Annotated in this window: 16 protein-coding genes; 8 read left to right on the plus strand and 8 right to left on the minus strand. The window is 67.3% G+C overall.

Translation table 11 applies throughout. The annotated features are described in order from the left end of the window. Window positions 1–57: 57 nt before the first annotated feature. Window positions 58–828 (minus strand): DsbA family protein, encoded by a 771-nt coding sequence (locus tag IGS68_RS04420; protein WP_247881171.1) that lies wholly within the window; start codon window positions 826–828, stop codon window positions 58–60. Window positions 829–911: 83 nt separating this feature from the next. After that, window positions 912–1376: a DUF721 domain-containing protein gene (locus IGS68_RS04425; RefSeq protein ID WP_201077641.1), complete on the minus strand. Its 465-nt coding sequence runs from the start codon at window positions 1374–1376 to the stop codon at window positions 912–914. A gap of 172 nt (window positions 1377–1548) precedes the next feature. Here IGS68_RS04425 and mutY point away from each other — a divergent pair, with 172 nt between their 5' ends. Both mutY and IGS68_RS04435 read left to right on the plus strand, forming a co-directional pair. Then, on the plus strand, window positions 1549–2628 hold the full coding sequence (gene mutY, locus IGS68_RS04430; protein WP_201077642.1) for an A/G-specific adenine glycosylase: 1080 nt from the start codon (window positions 1549–1551) through the stop codon (window positions 2626–2628). Continuing rightward, window positions 2625–3338, plus strand: a complete 714-nt coding sequence (locus tag IGS68_RS04435) for a DUF1194 domain-containing protein (protein ID WP_201077643.1) — start codon at window positions 2625–2627, stop codon at window positions 3336–3338. The genes mutY and IGS68_RS04435 overlap by 4 nt, the downstream gene beginning before the upstream one ends. Window positions 3339–3451: 113 nt before the next feature. Here IGS68_RS04435 and darG read toward each other — a convergent pair whose 3' ends face one another. The 4 genes from darG to IGS68_RS04455 all read right to left on the minus strand — a co-directional run bounded on the left by darG (window position 3452) and on the right by IGS68_RS04455 (window position 8620). Further along, window positions 3452–4486, minus strand: a complete 1035-nt coding sequence (gene darG / locus IGS68_RS04440) for a type II toxin-antitoxin system antitoxin DNA ADP-ribosyl glycohydrolase DarG (protein WP_201077644.1) — start codon at window positions 4484–4486, stop codon at window positions 3452–3454. Window positions 4487–4498: 12 nt separating this feature from the next. Beyond that, entirely contained in the window at window positions 4499–5134 is a 636-nt protein-coding gene (darT, locus tag IGS68_RS04445; protein WP_201077645.1) for a type II toxin-antitoxin system toxin DNA ADP-ribosyl transferase DarT, read from the minus strand. Window positions 5135–5314: 180 nt separating this feature from the next. Further along, entirely contained in the window at window positions 5315–6313 is a 999-nt protein-coding gene (locus tag IGS68_RS04450; protein WP_201077646.1) for an NAD(P)/FAD-dependent oxidoreductase, read from the minus strand. Window positions 6314–6439: 126 nt separating this feature from the next. Further along, on the minus strand, window positions 6440–8620 hold the full coding sequence (locus tag IGS68_RS04455; RefSeq protein WP_201077647.1) for a malate synthase G: 2181 nt from the start codon (window positions 8618–8620) through the stop codon (window positions 6440–6442). A 322-nt stretch (window positions 8621–8942) separates the two neighbouring features. On the opposite strand from IGS68_RS04455, the gene IGS68_RS04460 reads away from it, so the two are divergent. Together IGS68_RS04460 and IGS68_RS04465 are read left to right on the plus strand one after the other, a co-directional pair. Beyond that, entirely contained in the window at window positions 8943–9461 is a 519-nt protein-coding gene (locus IGS68_RS04460) for a DUF2780 domain-containing protein (protein ID WP_201077649.1), read from the plus strand. Between the two features lie 36 nt (window positions 9462–9497). Beyond that, window positions 9498–10007: a hypothetical protein gene (locus tag IGS68_RS04465; RefSeq protein ID WP_201077651.1), complete on the plus strand. Its 510-nt coding sequence runs from the start codon at window positions 9498–9500 to the stop codon at window positions 10005–10007. A 7-nt stretch (window positions 10008–10014) separates the two neighbouring features. On the opposite strand, the gene IGS68_RS04470 is transcribed toward IGS68_RS04465, so the two are convergent. Then, on the minus strand, window positions 10015–10635 hold the full coding sequence (locus tag IGS68_RS04470; RefSeq protein ID WP_201077653.1) for a glycosyltransferase family protein: 621 nt from the start codon (window positions 10633–10635) through the stop codon (window positions 10015–10017). Window positions 10636–10994: 359 nt separating this feature from the next. Here IGS68_RS04470 and IGS68_RS04475 point away from each other — a divergent pair, with 359 nt between their 5' ends. After that, the gene (locus IGS68_RS04475; RefSeq protein ID WP_201077655.1) at window positions 10995–12770 is read left to right on the plus strand and encodes an SLC13 family permease; all 1776 of its coding nucleotides are present in this window, start codon (window positions 10995–10997) and stop codon (window positions 12768–12770) included. 114 nt (window positions 12771–12884) lie between these two features. Here the strand turns inward: IGS68_RS04475 and IGS68_RS04480 are convergent, their stop codons facing one another. Further along, window positions 12885–13094 (minus strand): cold-shock protein, encoded by a 210-nt coding sequence (locus IGS68_RS04480; RefSeq protein ID WP_158044056.1) that lies wholly within the window; start codon window positions 13092–13094, stop codon window positions 12885–12887. 235 nt (window positions 13095–13329) lie between these two features. On the opposite strand from IGS68_RS04480, the gene IGS68_RS04485 reads away from it, so the two are divergent. The 3 genes from IGS68_RS04485 (at window position 13330) to IGS68_RS04495 (ending at window position 15237) form a co-directional block, all read left to right on the plus strand. Then, the gene (locus tag IGS68_RS04485) at window positions 13330–14268 is read left to right on the plus strand and encodes a hypothetical protein (protein ID WP_201077657.1); all 939 of its coding nucleotides are present in this window, start codon (window positions 13330–13332) and stop codon (window positions 14266–14268) included. A gap of 117 nt (window positions 14269–14385) precedes the next feature. After that, on the plus strand, window positions 14386–14568 hold the full coding sequence (locus IGS68_RS04490; RefSeq protein WP_201077659.1) for a hypothetical protein: 183 nt from the start codon (window positions 14386–14388) through the stop codon (window positions 14566–14568). 81 nt (window positions 14569–14649) lie between these two features. Beyond that, the gene (locus IGS68_RS04495; protein WP_201077661.1) at window positions 14650–15237 is read left to right on the plus strand and encodes an SET domain-containing protein; all 588 of its coding nucleotides are present in this window, start codon (window positions 14650–14652) and stop codon (window positions 15235–15237) included. The last annotated feature ends 15 nt before the right edge of the window (window positions 15238–15252 follow it).

Below are 15252 nucleotides of genomic sequence, written 5' to 3' on the forward strand. Positions count from 1 at the left end.
GCGCGGCCGACCCCAATCCTGTCCGGTACCTGCTGCGATTGCCCGCCCGAGCGCCGCTCAGGAACCCAGCTTGTCGAGCACGCGGGCGAACTCGGCGATCGGCTGGGCGCCCACGATCTTCTCCGTGGCGTCGCCGCGCAGGATCACGAAGGTCGGCGTGGACTGGACCTGGTACTTCTGCTCGGCTTCCAGCCGGCGCTCGATCAGCTTGTTGGCCAGCGCCTCGTTGCCCATGCAGGCCTGGAACTGCTGCTCGCCGACGCCCGCCAGCTTGCCGGTCTGGGCCAGCGCCTGGGCCGGATCGCTGGCGCCGGCCCACTTGTTCTGGCTCTTGAACAGCACGTCGAGGAAGCCGAAGTACCGCTCCGGGTTGGAGCAGCGGGCCAGCATGCTCGCCTGGAGCGCCGCCCGGTCGAACGGAAAGTCCCGGAACACCAGCTTGGCCTTGCCGGTGTCGATGTAGTCCTTCTTCAGCTGCGGCAGCGTGTTGGCGTGGAAGCTGGCGCAGTGCGGGCAGGTCAGCGAGGAATATTCCAGGATCGTGATCGGCGCGTTGGGGTCGCCCAGCACGCGCTCGCTCAGCGGGTCGTTCTTCTCGGCGGCCTGCGCCACCTGGGCCTGGGCCGCCTGGCCCTGGGCGAGCTGGGCCTGGACCACCTGGGTCGGCTTCGGCGTGGAGTCGTCGTCCGGGACGGTCCCGGCCTGCGCGGGCGCGATGACTTCGGGTGCCGGTTTCTCCTTGGCGATGACGCCGGTGTTCACGAGGCCGACGCCGGCCCCAACAGCGACCACGGCGACCATGGCCAATCCCAGCATATAGCGGCGCAAGATGCCCTCCTGCATACAAGAGCTAGTGAGTATAAGGTCGGCCTACCCGATCGGGCAAGCGCTGGACGGGGTAAGGGGGCGAATCAGGAACTCGTCTTGGCGTGGATCGCCCTTCCGAGCCGCACCAGCGCGTCGCGCAGGGTCGGATCCTCGACCGGACCGGCGGCCCGCTGGATGCCGGCCTCCTCCTCCGGCGTCATGGGGCGCTGGACCTTGGGGCGCCGCGGCGCGCCGGGCAGGGGACCCTGGATCAGCTTGATCCGGTCGACGGCCCGGTAGCCGAAGAAGGCGTTGATCCGTTCGATCACCTGGGGTTCGGAGTGCTGCACGTCGAGAGCGGCGGCGCCTGAAACCTTGAGGTGCAGCGTGGCCCCCTCGCGCTGGCCGGGCGGGAAGGCCAGCTTCTGGGGCAGGGTGCTTCGGGCCAAGTCCGGCCCCATGATGGTCGGCCAGTCCGTGATCAGGGTGCCGAACGCCATGCCGCGCTTGCCCAGCGCCTTGCCGGCCACCTTGGGCACGATTCTGGCGAGTGGGCGGGGGGCTGCCATTGGGGGATCTCCGAAACGTGAGGGACTGAAGCGGGTGGGTAAACGGAGCGCAGAGACTATTCTCATCGAAGCTATTGTTAAAGCACCTGTTGCGGGGCGACAACACACCATGACATTGCACTCGGAACCAAGCCTTTTCCCCGCGCCGCCGGCCCGGACCCCAGCCCGGATCATGGAACCGGACGAACTGGCCCGGTCGATGCTGGGCTGGTACGACCGGCACCGGCGCGTGCTGCCCTGGCGCGCGCCGGCCGGCAGGACCGCCGACCCCTACCATGTCTGGCTGTCGGAGATCATGCTCCAGCAGACCACGGTCGTCACCGTCGGACCCTATTTCCAGGAACTCCTGCGGCGCTGGCCGACCGTCGCCGACCTGGCGGCGGCCGACCTCGACGCCGTCCTCCACGCCTGGGCGGGGCTCGGCTACTACGCCCGGGCGCGCAACCTGCACAAGTGCGCCCGGGTGGTGGCCGACGGGCACGGCGGCCGGTTTCCCGATAATGAACAGGAATTGCGGCAACTTCCGGGCATCGGCGCCTATACCGCCGCGGCCGTCGCCGCCATCGCCTTCGACCGCCGCGCCACCGTGCTGGACGGCAACGTGGAACGCGTGATGGCGCGGCTTTTCGCGGTCGAGGAGCCGCTGCCGGCCTCCAAGGAGAAGCTCCGCGCGCTGGCCGACACCATCACGCCGGACCGGCGCCCCGGGGACTATGCCCAGGCCGTGATGGACCTGGGCGCCACTGTCTGCACGCCGCGCAAGCCGAAATGCCCGCGATGCCCCTGGCACGACGGCTGCGCCGCCCGGGCCGCCGGCATCGCCGAATCGCTGCCGCGCAAGACGCCCAAGGCGGAGAAGCCGACCCGCCGCGGCACGGCGTTCTGGCTGCTCAACCCCGAAGGCGCGGTGCTGCTGCGCCGCCGCCCCGAGAGCGGGCTGCTGGGCGGCATGATCGAGGTGCCGTCGGGCGACTGGCTGGAGCGGCCGGCCCAGAGCCTGGCCGCGGCCTCGGTCCAGGCGCCGTTCGCTGCGTCCTGGCGGCTGCTGCCCGGGCTGGTCCGCCATACCTTCACCCATTTTCACCTGGAACTTCAGGTCGCGGCCGCCCGACTCGGCGCCGGGGATGGCGACGGCTGGATGCGGGCCGACGGCATCTGGGTGCCGGTCGACCGGCTGTCGGAACACGCCGTTCCCACGGTGATGCGCAAGGTGGTACGGCATGCGCTGGGCAGCATTGGAGTTCCCGAATGATCCTCATCCGAAGCCTGGCCGCGGCCGTCCTCCTCCTGCTGGCCGGCGCCGCCGCACGGGCCGACCAGCCGGTCGACCTTGAGTTGGTGATGGCCGTGGACGCGTCGGGCAGCATCACGACGGGCGCGCTGGAATTCCAGCTGCGCGGCCACGCGGCCGCCTTCCGCAGCGCCGAGGTGGCGGAGTCCCTGACCGTCGGCGGCACCCGGTCGGTCGCCGTCACGCTGGTCCAATGGGCGGGCCCCAACACCCTGGAGATCGTGGTGCCCTGGGCGCGGGTCGCGGACGCCGCCGACGCCAAGGCCTTCGCCGAACGGATCGGCGCGATGACACGGCCGCCCCTGGACGGCAGCACCGCCATGGGCAGCGCCATCGACCGGGCGGCCGACCTGTTCGACGGCAACGGCTTCGAGGCGCCCCGCCGGATCATCGACATCTGCAGCAACGGCTTCAGCAACAGCGGCGTGGACGTCGAGGGTGCCCGCGACCGCGCCGTGGCCCGGGGCATCACCATCAACGCCCTGGCGATCCTGGACGAATACGACTGGCTGGAGGATTATTACGCGGAGAGCGTCATCGGCGGCCCCTTCTCCTTCGTCCGCACCGCCGAGAACCGCGACAGCTTCGCCGAGGCCATCCTGCGCAAGCTGGTCGAGGAGATCGCGGGAGGGTACGGGGGGCTGGAACGGCGGCGGCTGGCGGCGCGGTGAGTCGCGCTTTGAGGATCGGTCCTTGAAGCCATCGATTGCCTGGGCACTGTCCTGACGGAGGACATCACGGTTTCAGGCGAACTGGGTTCTTCAGGGTGCTCTTGGACGTAACGTCAGGTGTTTGGAATCCAACCCTTGCTCTGCAGGGTCTGGAAGGCGATGCCGATCTGGCGTGGAGAAAACCGCTTCTTGCGCTCGTTCCAGGCATAGGCCCTGGAAACCGCGGCTTCTCGGCTGACGGCATTCTCCTTGGTCGCTACCCAGTGCACCGTGGCGAGAAGTTCCAACCCGAATGGTGTCTCGAATCCTTCCACAAGCCGGGCGACGCGATCGAAGCGCACTCTCGTTTCTTGCTTGTCCGACAAGAAGGATCCGGCGTCCTTGACCGCGCCTGGAACCAGTTCGAGCTGCTTGTCCGGTGAGTCGCCGCCATCGGCGTAACCTGATACAAGGTGTCCTTCGACCGCGCGCAGAACATGCCGGAGATTTTCAGCATATGGGCCATACGGCCCTTTCGTGTACTGAAGCCGCAACGGTTCACCCGCTTCCTGCATGAAGTACATCAGCTTATGCAGTTCGATCAGTGTCACGAACGGATCCATCAGTCCGCCGAGATAGCGATGCATCAACGCCACGAGCGCAGCACGCCCAGGCGTCATGGCCGGAATCTCGCGCGACTTAGTGGTGACGAGTGTATTGTTAGGTTCAAAGACGATCACCCGCAGATCATCGAAGCTGGACAAAGCTTCCACGATCCGTGGGCGCACATCTGCCCAATCGAGTCCTCCAAGGCCGCTGCCGAGCGGCGGGATCGCGATCGAGCGAATGCCGCGTGCATGGATTTCTTCGACAAGCGCCTTCAAACCGGAGTCGATGTCTTCCATTCGGCTATTGCCACGCCAATGCCGCTTGGTAGGAAAGTTGATGATGAATCTCGGATTCGTGAGGGAGCGGGTTTCGAAGACGAACATATTGCCGGGCTGCACTTCGTCGCGTGCGCAAGCCGCTTCATAAGCTTTGAAATTTTCAGGAAACGCATTCTTGAACTGAAGGGCAATCCCCCGGCCCATGATTCCGACACAGTTGACTGTATTGACGATTGCTTCGACGTCTGCCGCCAAAATATCTCCTGTCCTGAAATTAATCACGGGTGTTCTCCATCAATAGTACCAATCTTTTTTTACTTTCACTTTTGGTCTGTGCTCAGTTTTTCCTAGGGCTGCGATCGCACGGGTGCCAGTTCGTTCCGAGTATACGGCGACTCCCCTGACTAGCTCCCATGGGAAGTTCTCGTGCATAAGAAATTCTGCCATCTTGTGATCTCGGCAGGAAGCCCAGTTTCTTGCAGCAATCGCTGCCCAATTCAGCCTATCGAGATCAGCAAGATCATTGTAGAAATCAGCCGCCCGACTGGCCGCATTGATGTCCGTGAATGCCCAGCGACGCTCTTTGACGGCTGCCCAGGCTACAACCTCCTGCATGTCCGCTACGAGATGCACGACCGGTTCCTGACCATCCTTGTACGTTACATTGGGATGGTTGCGCTTAGAAATGACATAGAGCATCACCGAGCGCGGGCAAAGATAGAAAGGAACGTAGTCGCCGACGTAGGTACCCGCATGGCAATCAACGGGCAGATGCAGTCGATCAGCCTTGATCTCGCTGTTTCCAATAACTGCCGCCCTCTGCCGCTTTACCATGACGGAGTCCGGCCACAAGCACCCGTCCGCGACTATCGACGCGAGATTATCCACGTGAACGATATGGTAGATCTTTGGACGATCAGGTATCGGCATTTCAGGCGGCTGTTCTCACATCACATGTCTTCGCCGACAGGCTTGTTGAGGATGGCTGCTCCGTCTTCCGCCGCCATCCCGTCCAGTTGCCCATTTATAGTGGCCCGGCCCAGTCAGAGTCGTTGAAAATCGTATGGCATGCCCCGGCGCCGATCGATGTCGGCTGGCCAGTGACCCACTTCACCCGGCGTCTTGCGCGTCGCTCGCCAGCACCGTCTCCTCCGTCAGCTTCGGCTTCGGGTCGGCAGGCGTCCGGCCGGGCGGGATCAGGCCGTCGCGCTGGCGCAGCAGGTTGTGGATCGCGGTCGCCGCGACCGCCGCCTGACCCATGGAGACGGAGATCTGGTTCAGCCCCTCCACCACGTCGCCCACGGCGTAGAAGCCGGGGACGGAGGTTTGGCAGTGGCTGTCCACGGCCAGGCGGCCCTGGTTGTTCATGTCGGCGCCGAGCTGGCCGGCCAGCGTCGAGCGGGCCAGCGTGCCGAGGGCGGAATAGAGCGTGTCGAAGGCCAGCTCGGCGCCGCTCTTCAGGATCACCTTGGTGATCCGGCCGGCCTCCTCGGTCACCCGCTCCACCTGTTCCTCGACGATCGCGATGCCCAGGTCCGACAGCTTGGCACGGTCGTCGGCCGTCAGGTTCATCGGCGTGCCGAGCGTCAGCAGGGTCAGGTCCGACGTGTAGCCGCGGATGAACAGCACCTCGCCCAGGGCGTCGCGACCGTGGCCGATCACCGCCACCTTGCGGTCGATCACCTCGTAGGCGTCGCAGATCGGGCAAACCCGGATCAGGCCGCGCTGCACCGTGTCGAACAGGTTGGGCAGGCGGGGCTGGTCGTCGATCACGCCGGTCGCCAGGATGACGGTCTCGGCGTCCAGCTCGACGCCGTCGGCGGTGGTGGCGCGGAAACCGCGGTCGCCCAGGCGGCGCAGCGAGGCGATCGAGCCCGTATCGATGCGGGCGCCGTATTGTCGGGCCTGGCACCGCATCCGCTCCAGCAGCTCGATGCCGTTGATGCCCTCCATGAAGCCCGCGTGGTTATGGGAGTTCGGGATCCAGGCGCATCGGCTCTTATCCTCGTCCACCACCAGGATGTCGCGCCTGTAGCGCACGAGATAGATGGCGGCCGTCAATCCGCCGGGGCCGCCGCCGACGATCAGGCAATCGAGCATGCCGGACATGGTTTCCTGGACTCCAACGCTATGGCTGAAGCCATCAACGGGACTCGATGCCGGCCGTTCCCCCGCTACTTCGGGCAGGCGTGACGCGCGGATCCCGGTTCCGCGCGCCGTGCCCGCAAGCTTCTATCAGCCGGCCAGCCTGGCCTTCAGCTCGCGCCGGCGCCGGTGCAGGACCGGCTCGGTGTAGCCGTTGGGCTGCTCGCGGCCCTTCAGGACGAGGTCGAGGGCGGCCTGGAACGCGATGCTGCCGTCGAAGTCGTCGGCCATCGGGCGGTAATCCGGATCGCCGGCGTTCTGCCGGTCGACGACCGCGGCCATCCGCCTCATCGTCTCGATCACCTGTTCTTCCGAGCAGATGCCGTGGCGCAGCCAGTTGGCGATGTGCTGGCTGGAGATGCGGAGCGTCGCGCGGTCCTCCATCAGGCCGACATTGTTGATGTCGGGCACCTTGGAGCAGCCGACGCCCTGGTCGATCCAGCGGACCACGTAGCCCAGGATACCCTGCGCGTTGTTGTCCAGTTCCTGCTGGATCGCTTCCGCCGTCCAGTTCGGCCGCTCGACCAGCGGGATGGTCAGGATCTCGTCCACCTTGGCCCGCTTCTTCCCGGCAAGCTCGGCCTGGCGGGCGGCCACGTCGACCTTGTGGTAGTGCAGCGCATGGAGCGTCGCGGCGGTGGGCGAGGGGACCCAGGCGGTGTTGGCGCCGGCCTGCGGGTGGCCGATCTTGGTGGCCAGCATCTCGGCCATGCGATCGGGCATCGCCCACATGCCCTTGCCGATCTGCGCCTTGCCCTTCAGCCCGACGGCAAGGCCGGTATCGACGTTCCAGTCCTCGTAGGCCTTGATCCAGTTGGCGCCCTTCATGTCGCCCTTGCGCAGCACGGCGCCGGCTTCCATGCAGGTGTGGATCTCGTCGCCGGTGCGGTCCAGGAACCCGGTGTTGATGAAGGCGACGCGGTGCCTGGCGGCGCGGATGCACTCCTTGAGGTTCACCGTGGTGCGGCGCTCCTCGTCCATGATGCCCATCTTGATCGTGTATTGCGGCAGGCCCAGGGCTTCCTCGACCCGGCCGAACAGCTCGTCGGCGAAGGCCACTTCCTCCGGCCCGTGCATCTTGGGCTTCACGATGTAGAGCGAGCCGGCGCGGCTGTTGCGGAGGTCCCCTTCGCCCTTCTTCAGATCGTGCATCGCGATCAGCGTCGTGAACACGGCGTCCAGGATGCCTTCCGGCGCCTCGCCGCCGTCGCTGAGCTTGACCGCGTCGATCGTCATCAGGTGGCCGACGTTGCGCACCAGCATCAGGCTGCGGCCGGGCAGGGTCAGGGTGCCGCCATCGGGCTTGGCATAGGTGCGGTCCGGGTTCAGCCGGCGCTCGATCCGCTTGCCGCCCTTCTCCAGGGTGGCGGTGAGCTTGCCGGTCATCAGGCCGAGCCAGTTGCGGTAGACGGTGACCTTGTCCTCCGCATCGACCGCGGCGACCGAGTCCTCGCAGTCCATGATGGTGGTCAGCGCGGATTCCGCGACGACATCGGCGATGCCGGCCGGGTCGTCCTTGCCGATGAAGTGCTGGCGGTCGAACCGGATCTCCAAGTGCAGGCCGTGGTTGGCCAGCAGCACGGCGGACGGGGACTCCGCGTCGCCCTGGTATCCCGCGAACCGCGCCGGGTCCTTCAGGCCGGTGGTGCTGCCGCCCTTGAGCGTGACGGCCAGCTTGCCGCCCTCGACGGCATAGCCGGCGGCATCGGCGTGGGAGCCTTCGGCGAGCGGGGCCGCCTCGTCCAGCACCTGGCGCGCGAAGGCGATCACCTTGGCGCCGCGATGCGGATCATAGCCGCCGACCGGCGTCTTCTCGTCGTCGGAAGGGATGGCGTCGGTGCCGTAGAGCGCGTCGTACAGGCTGCCCCAGCGGGCGTTCGCCGCGTTCAGCGCGTAGCGGGCGTTCATGACCGGTACGACCAGCTGCGGGCCGGCGATCGTCGAGATCTCGGGATCGACGTCGGCGGTCGCGGCGGAGAAGTCCTCGCCCTCCGGCAGCAGGTAGCCGATCTCGCGCAGGAAGGCCTTGTATTCCTCCAGGTCGATCGGACGGCCGCGGTGCTCGCCGTACCAGGCGTCGATCCTGGCCTGCAGCTCGTCGCGCTTGGCCAGGAGCGCGCGATTCCGGGGAGTCAGGTCGTGCAGGATGGAATCCAGCGCGGTCCACAGCTGGCTGGGCTCCACACCGGTTCCGGGCAGCGCTTCCGTCTCGATGAACTCGTGAAGCTCGGCGGCGACCCGCAGTCCGCCGATCTGGATCCATTCACTCAAAACCCCATCCTCCTGTATTTCGTTCGTATTCATGCCAACCCGTCCGGCACGCCGCCGGAGCGCATGCCTCGTATATAGTCAGGCCAAACGTGTTTGTGCACCGCATCAACGCCAGAGTCAAAAATGCCGTCGGCATGGCTGCCGTTCCGCGGGTTGCGGCGGGAGTTGCGGCGCGGGCGGGCCGGGGTCTATAGCTGCCGGCGCGGGAGGCCGGCGTTGCAAGTCCGGAACTGCTGCCCCACATCATCGCCACCGCCGCAGCTCCCCGGGATCCCGATCCCGGGGCTGCGAAGCTCGAAATCACGTACGGAGACGAGAGACCATGCGGCAATTCCTTTCCTCGCGGGTCCTGGTGCTCGCTTCCGCCCTGATGCTGGCCGTGGCGGCCGGCATGCCCTGCGCCGCCGACGCGGCCGACGCCGGAGGGCTGGTCAACGCGCTGACGTCGCAGCTCGGCGTCACCAAGCCTCAGGCGGAGGGAGGCGCCGGCGCTCTGTTCAACCTCGCCAAGCAGCGGATGAGCCCGGATCAGTTCGGGCAGGTCGAGAACCAGGTGCCCGGCATCGGCGGACTGATGAGCGCCGCTCCCGGCGCGTCGTCGGGCCGGGCCGGCGCATCCGGCGGCGGGGGGCTGTCCGGCATGGCGTCCGACGCGCTCGGCGGGATGGCGGGCGGAAGCGGCGGCGGTCTCGGAGCCCTCGCCCCGCTGGCAGGCTCCTTCTCGTCCCTCGGCCTGTCGCCGGACATGGCCTCCAAGTTCCTGCCGGTGGTCCTGGACTACCTCAACTCCAGCGGCGGGGGCGGCGCCGCCGGCCTGCTCAAGGGCGCGCTGACGGGCTGACGGTCCGCAGGCCAGCGCAGGGGGGCGCCCGATCACATGCTTGCGGTCCTCGCCGACTACGGCGCCTTCGCCCACGATCTGGTGCCGGCCTCGGCGCTTCCGGACGCGTTCCGCGCGTTGCTGGACCATGGGAAATCCATGACCGCGGTGCTGACCGACCATTGGCGGGCCGAGATCGTCGCCGAAGTCGCCTGCCACACCCTGGCCGGAGGGACGGCGGCCCTCGTCCGCCGGGTCGTCCTGATGACGGAGCCGGCCCGCCTGCCGGTCGAGATCGCGGAGATCCGGGTGGAGCCCGGGGCGTTCGACGGCGCGCTCCTGCGGCGGCTCGCCGGGACGTCGGTCCCTTTCGGCAGATCGCTTCAGCGGGAGGGGATCGCCTTCGCCACCGAGCCCGTCGCCTTCTTCAAGGTGACCGCGGCCGGATCCCTGGCCGAGGCCGGACGGGTGGAGGAGGGCACCGTCCTGTTCGGTCGGAAGGCCAGGCTTCTCGGCCGTGACGGCAGGCTGCTGGCCGAGACCGTGGAGATACTGCCGCGGGCCTGAGCCGGGCTCAGCGCAGCGCTCCGATCAGGCGGGCGACCTCCGCGGCGCGGGTCCGCCACAGCGTCGAGCCGGTCTCCATCTCGTCGCGGGCCGAACCGGCCTGCGCCATGACGACGGTCTTGCACGCCGGAAACCGGGCGGCCAGGGCTGGCGAGGCCGTGATGATCAGGTCGGCCCGCCGGGCCAGCTCGATTTCCAGCTGTTCCAGCGGGCAATGGGCGACCCCGTCGTGCCGCGCGAAATCCGTGTCGCAATGATAGACCACGGCATGTTCGTCCAGTTCGCCGACCGCGTCGATCGCCGTCGGCCGCGACGTCAGCAGGATCGGCCGGCGCAGGCCCAGCGCCGCCATGGCGGTGCGGATCTGGTGGCCCAGCAACTGCTGGTTTGCCGCCCTCGCGGCGGGGTCGGTCGGAAGGGGCAGCGTCAGCGGCGCGAGGATCCTGTCCGGCCGGTAGCCGTCCCCGGGAGACGCGACCTTCAGGCGGGGGCAGGCGGAGCAGCAGCCGACGGTCGGTGAATTGACCCAGACCACCTTGCGTCCGGCGCCGAGATGGCGGACCAGATGATAGGTGCCGCTCGACGGCCAACCCCAGTTTTCCCCGAAGACGACAAGATCTATGCTCATGTCGCTGTGCTCCCAGTGAGTGCTATGCTTGCCAGCTACCGATTGCACGGATCGTGCCGTTCGGCCTAATACGGGAGGAGCATGGATTCCGCGGATGGAGCGGGGTTCCGTTTTGCGATTCGCAATTCAGATTGCTTGACGGGCCGGCGGCTTTCACAATTTTTCGTCGGACGTGCGAATTGCCATTCGGAATGCGACGCCGCCGGTCGTCCGTCCGCCGGAACGGAGGGGCCGCGGCGGAACAGCACGGGGACAGGCGTGTTCCTGCCCGGCCGGTTCCGGGACATGTATCCTGCATTGCCATGCGGACATGCGCCGGCAACCTTCGATATCAGTACCTTCCCTTGGACGAACCTTTCATGTCATTCAGCCAGGCAGCCGCCTTCTCCATCGTCATCGGCATGGTCGTCCTGTTCATCTGGGACCGGATCCGCTACGACGTGGTGGCGCTCGGCGCCTTGCTGGCCGCGGTGGCCTGCGGGATCGTCCCGGTAGACAAGGCGTTCAGCGGATTCAGCGACGACATCGTGATCATCGTGGCGTCGGCCCTGGTGGTCAGCGCCGCGGTCGGCCGGTCCGGCATCGTCGAACTGATGCTCCAGCCCTTCGTCAGGCACATGAAGACGACCAATTCCCAGGTCGCGATCCTGGTGTCGATCGTGACGGTGCTGTCCGGCTTCATGAAGAACATCGGCGCGCTGGCGATCTTCATGCCGATCGCCTTCCAGATCTCGCGGCGGACCGGCAAGCCGGCGTCGCGCCTGCTGATGCCGCTGTCCTTCGGGTCGCTGCTGGGCGGCGTCGCGACCCTGGTCGGGACATCGCCCAACATCATCGTGTCGCGCATGCGCGAGGACATCGTGGGCGAGCCGTTCCGCATGTTCGACTTCGCCCCGGTCGGCGCCGGCCTCGCGGCGGCCGGCGTGCTCTTCCTGGTGTTCGGCTGGCGCCTGCTGCCGCGCAAGCGCGGGCGCGGCCCCGGCGACCAGATGTTCTCGATCGAGAACTACACCACGGAGGTCCGCCTCACGCCCGGCTCGCCGCTGGTCGGCAAGACCGTCTTCGACCTGGAGAGCATGGCGGAGGCCGACATCACGGTCTCCGGCATCATCCGCGAGCAGTACCGGCGCTACGTGCCGTCCGGCACCTGGACCCTGTTCGCCGACGACATCCTGGTCCTGGAAGGCGAGACCCACGCGCTGGAGAAGCTCGTGAAGGACGCCAAGCTGGAACTGATCGGCATGAAGAAGGACGGCAAGGTCGCGTCGGCCCGGCGCGGCGAGGTCGGCATGGTCGAGGCGGTGGTCACCCAGGGTTCCCAGATGATCGGCCGGTCGGCCGAGCAGCTGAGCCTGCGCGAGCGGTTCGGCGTCAACCTGGTCGCGGTCAGCCGGCGCGGCCGGCAGATCAGCCAGCGCCTGCGCCGGGTCCGCTTCCAGCAGGGCGACCTGCTGGTGCTCCAGGGCGTCAGGGACGCGATGCCGGAAAGGCTGGCGGCGCTGGGCTGCCTGCCGCTCGCCGAGCGCAACCTCCAGCTCGGCCGCAAGCGCCACGTCTACCTGCCGATCTCGGTGCTGGCGGTCGCCATGGTGCTGGTGGCGATCCAGGCGGTGAGCGTCACCATCGCCTTCTTCGGGGCGGCGGTCGTGCTGCTCCTCGCCCGGGTCCTGACCCCGCAGGAAGCGTACGAAGTGGTCGACTGGCCGATCCTGATCCTGCTCGGCGCGCTGATCCCGGTCAGCGACGCGCTGCGCACCACCGGCGGCACCGACCTGATCGCGGGATGGCTGTCGGGCGCCGCCGCGGCGCTGCCGCCCGTCGGCGCGCTCGGGCTGATCCTGACGGTCGCGATGGCGGTGACGCCGTTCCTCAACAATGCCGCGACGGTCCTGGTCATGGCGCCGATCGGGGCGGGCCTGGCGCAGCGGCTGGGGCTCAGCCCCGATCCGTTCCTGATGGCGGTTGCGGTGGGCGCGGCGTGCGATTTCCTCACCCCGATCGGCCATCAATGCAACACGCTGGTGATGGGGCCCGGGGGGTATCGCTTCGGGGATTACTGGCGGCTCGGCCTGCCGCTGTCGGTCCTGGTGGTCGTGCTCGGCACGTTCCTGATCAGCGTCTTCTGGCCGATGTGAAGGTCCGGACCGGCCTGGAAATGAAAGCGGCCCCGGGAGCCCGGCGATAACGCCGGACCCCCGGGGCCGCTTCCGCTTACTTGATCGATCCGCTTTTCCGGTCGCGGGTCCTGGTCAGACCCGCTTCAGGTTGACGGCCGAGGTCTTCCCTTTGCGGGGGTCGTTCTCGAGATCGAAGCTGACGGTGTCACCGTCGTTGAGGCCGCTCATGCCAGAGCGCTCGACGGCGGAGATGTGGACGAAGACGTCGGGCCCACCCTGATCGGGCTGGATGAAGCCATACCCTTTCGTGGCATTGAACCATTTGACGGTACCAGTCGGCATTTTCTTGGTCTCCCTGACCGTATTATCAACCCTCCCAACCCTGTCTCGCCTTACGGCCTGTTGCAAGCCGCAAATGTCACGAATGGCGCGCGCGACAGTGGTATGCCTTCTCGCCAATCTTTTTTGCATCTCTACCGTGCACGCGTGACGTTCCGTCTCGCCGGATGTTCTGTCAGGTCTAGGGGTCGCGACTGCAGATCCGGAACATTCATCCGAAGCACCAGGAAAACATCAGATGACAGGACATCGTCCGCTGCGAGAGGGTGTGTACGACACATCCAATGGAACCGCTGCCGGCAGGGGGACCTTCTCCGATACGGTCGCGGTCCAGCCCGGCCTCTATCGCAGGATTTCATGGGGCGCAGTGCTCGGCGGCACGCTGATGGTGGTGGCGGTCCAGTTGCTGCTCAGCATGCTGGGCCTGGGACTGGGCCTGACCACGATCGATCCGGCGCAGGGAGCGGCGGGAACCCCGGAAGCGACCACCATGGGCACCACCGCGGCGGTCTGGTGGGCCGTCAGCTATCTGGTGGCGCTGATCGTCGGCGGCTACGTGGCCGCACGGCTGGCAGGCGCGTTCGAGAAGACCGACGGCGTGCTTCACGGCCTGCTGACCTGGGCGCTGGCCCTGGTGGTCAGCTTCTGGCTCCTGACCTCCGCGATCGGCAGCGTCATCGGCGGCGCCTTCAACGCGGTCGGCAACGCCGTCTCGGGCATCTCCAGCACGGTGGCCGACGCGGTTCCGCAGGTGGCCGACGCCAGCGGCCTGTCCGCCGAGCAGATCCAGCAGCGGGTCCAGAACCTGATGCGGCCGGCCGACCAGACCGGGCAGAGCCCCGAGGCGGCGCAGAACGAACTGGTCTCGCTGGTGCCGCGCATCGTCGCCGGCGGCCAGGACGCCGAGCAGGCCCAGCAGCGGGCGATCCAGATCGTCAGCCAGCAGGCCGGCATCAGCGAGGACGAGGCGCGTGCCCGCGTCGACCAGCTTCGCCAGCAGGCCGAGCAGACCGCCCAGCAGGCCGAGCAGACCGCCCGACAGGCGGCGGACACCACCGCCAACGCGCTCAGCCAGGCTTCGCTCTGGGGCTTCGGGGCCCTGCTGCTGGGGGCGATCGCCGCCGCCATCGGCGGTGCTTCGGGTACCCGCCGCCGCGACGACCTGACCGCGGCGTAACGGTTCCGGGTCGGGGCAGGGGAACCGGCCGGCCTCGTCCGGCCGGTTTCTTTGCGTTAACCCTTTTGCGCCATGATGCGGGCTTCCGTTGCCGTAACCGGTTCGAAGGCCCGCATCATGTCCTCCACCCTCTGGATGCTCGTCTGCCTATACCTGATCATCGCTGCCGTTTCTGTGATGGAAACCGGCTTCGCGACGAGCCGCCCCGGCCGCGGCGCCTCTTTCGCCATATGCGCCGTCGCCCTGCTCCATGGACTGGGATGGCCCCTGCGCATGGCCCTCGGCGCGCGCCGCCCCTGAGCGATCGAATCAGTTAGTTAACTCATAATTAACTATAGCTCGCCACCCTGGGCCCTCCTGGCGCTTGATTTCGGGTGGGAGATGGATGCGATCGATCTGAGGGCTTGGCATTCCGCCGCGGCTCCGAAACCACAGCAGAAGCTTGCCCAATACCTTTACCTCTTCGTGGCGCCCTCGGCCGCCGCGGGGCTGGGGCTGTTCACGTCGCGGCCGATCCGCGCCGGCTCCAGCGTCCTGACGGTCACCGACCCCGACTATCTGGCGCGGGCGATGAGCCGCCGCGAAATCACCAGGGCCGGTTACAGCCACGCCGACATCTTCCAGGTCGGGAAAGACCTGTTCATCCCGCCCTATGGCGGACCCGACGATTTCACCAACCACAGCTGCGAGCCCAATTGCGGCCTGAGGGTCCGGCCCGACGGCTTCTCCATGATCGCCCTGTACGACATCGAGGCCAACGAGGAACTGACCTACGACTACTCCACCCATCAGGAGCATCCGGACGAGGACATGGCCTGCGCCTGCGGGTCGCGGACCTGCCGCGGCATGGTCCGCAGCTTCTCGACGCTGCCGGCCGCCCTGCGGAAACGCTATCTGGATCTCGGCATCGTCGCGGACTTCGCCGCCGCCGCGGTCCGCCATGACGCGGCGCTGGCCCTGCCGTTCTAGGCCGGAACAGCGGGA

Source organism: Skermanella sp. TT6 (assembly GCF_016653635.2).
Taxonomy (GTDB): Bacteria; Pseudomonadota; Alphaproteobacteria; order Azospirillales; family Azospirillaceae; genus Skermanella; species Skermanella cutis.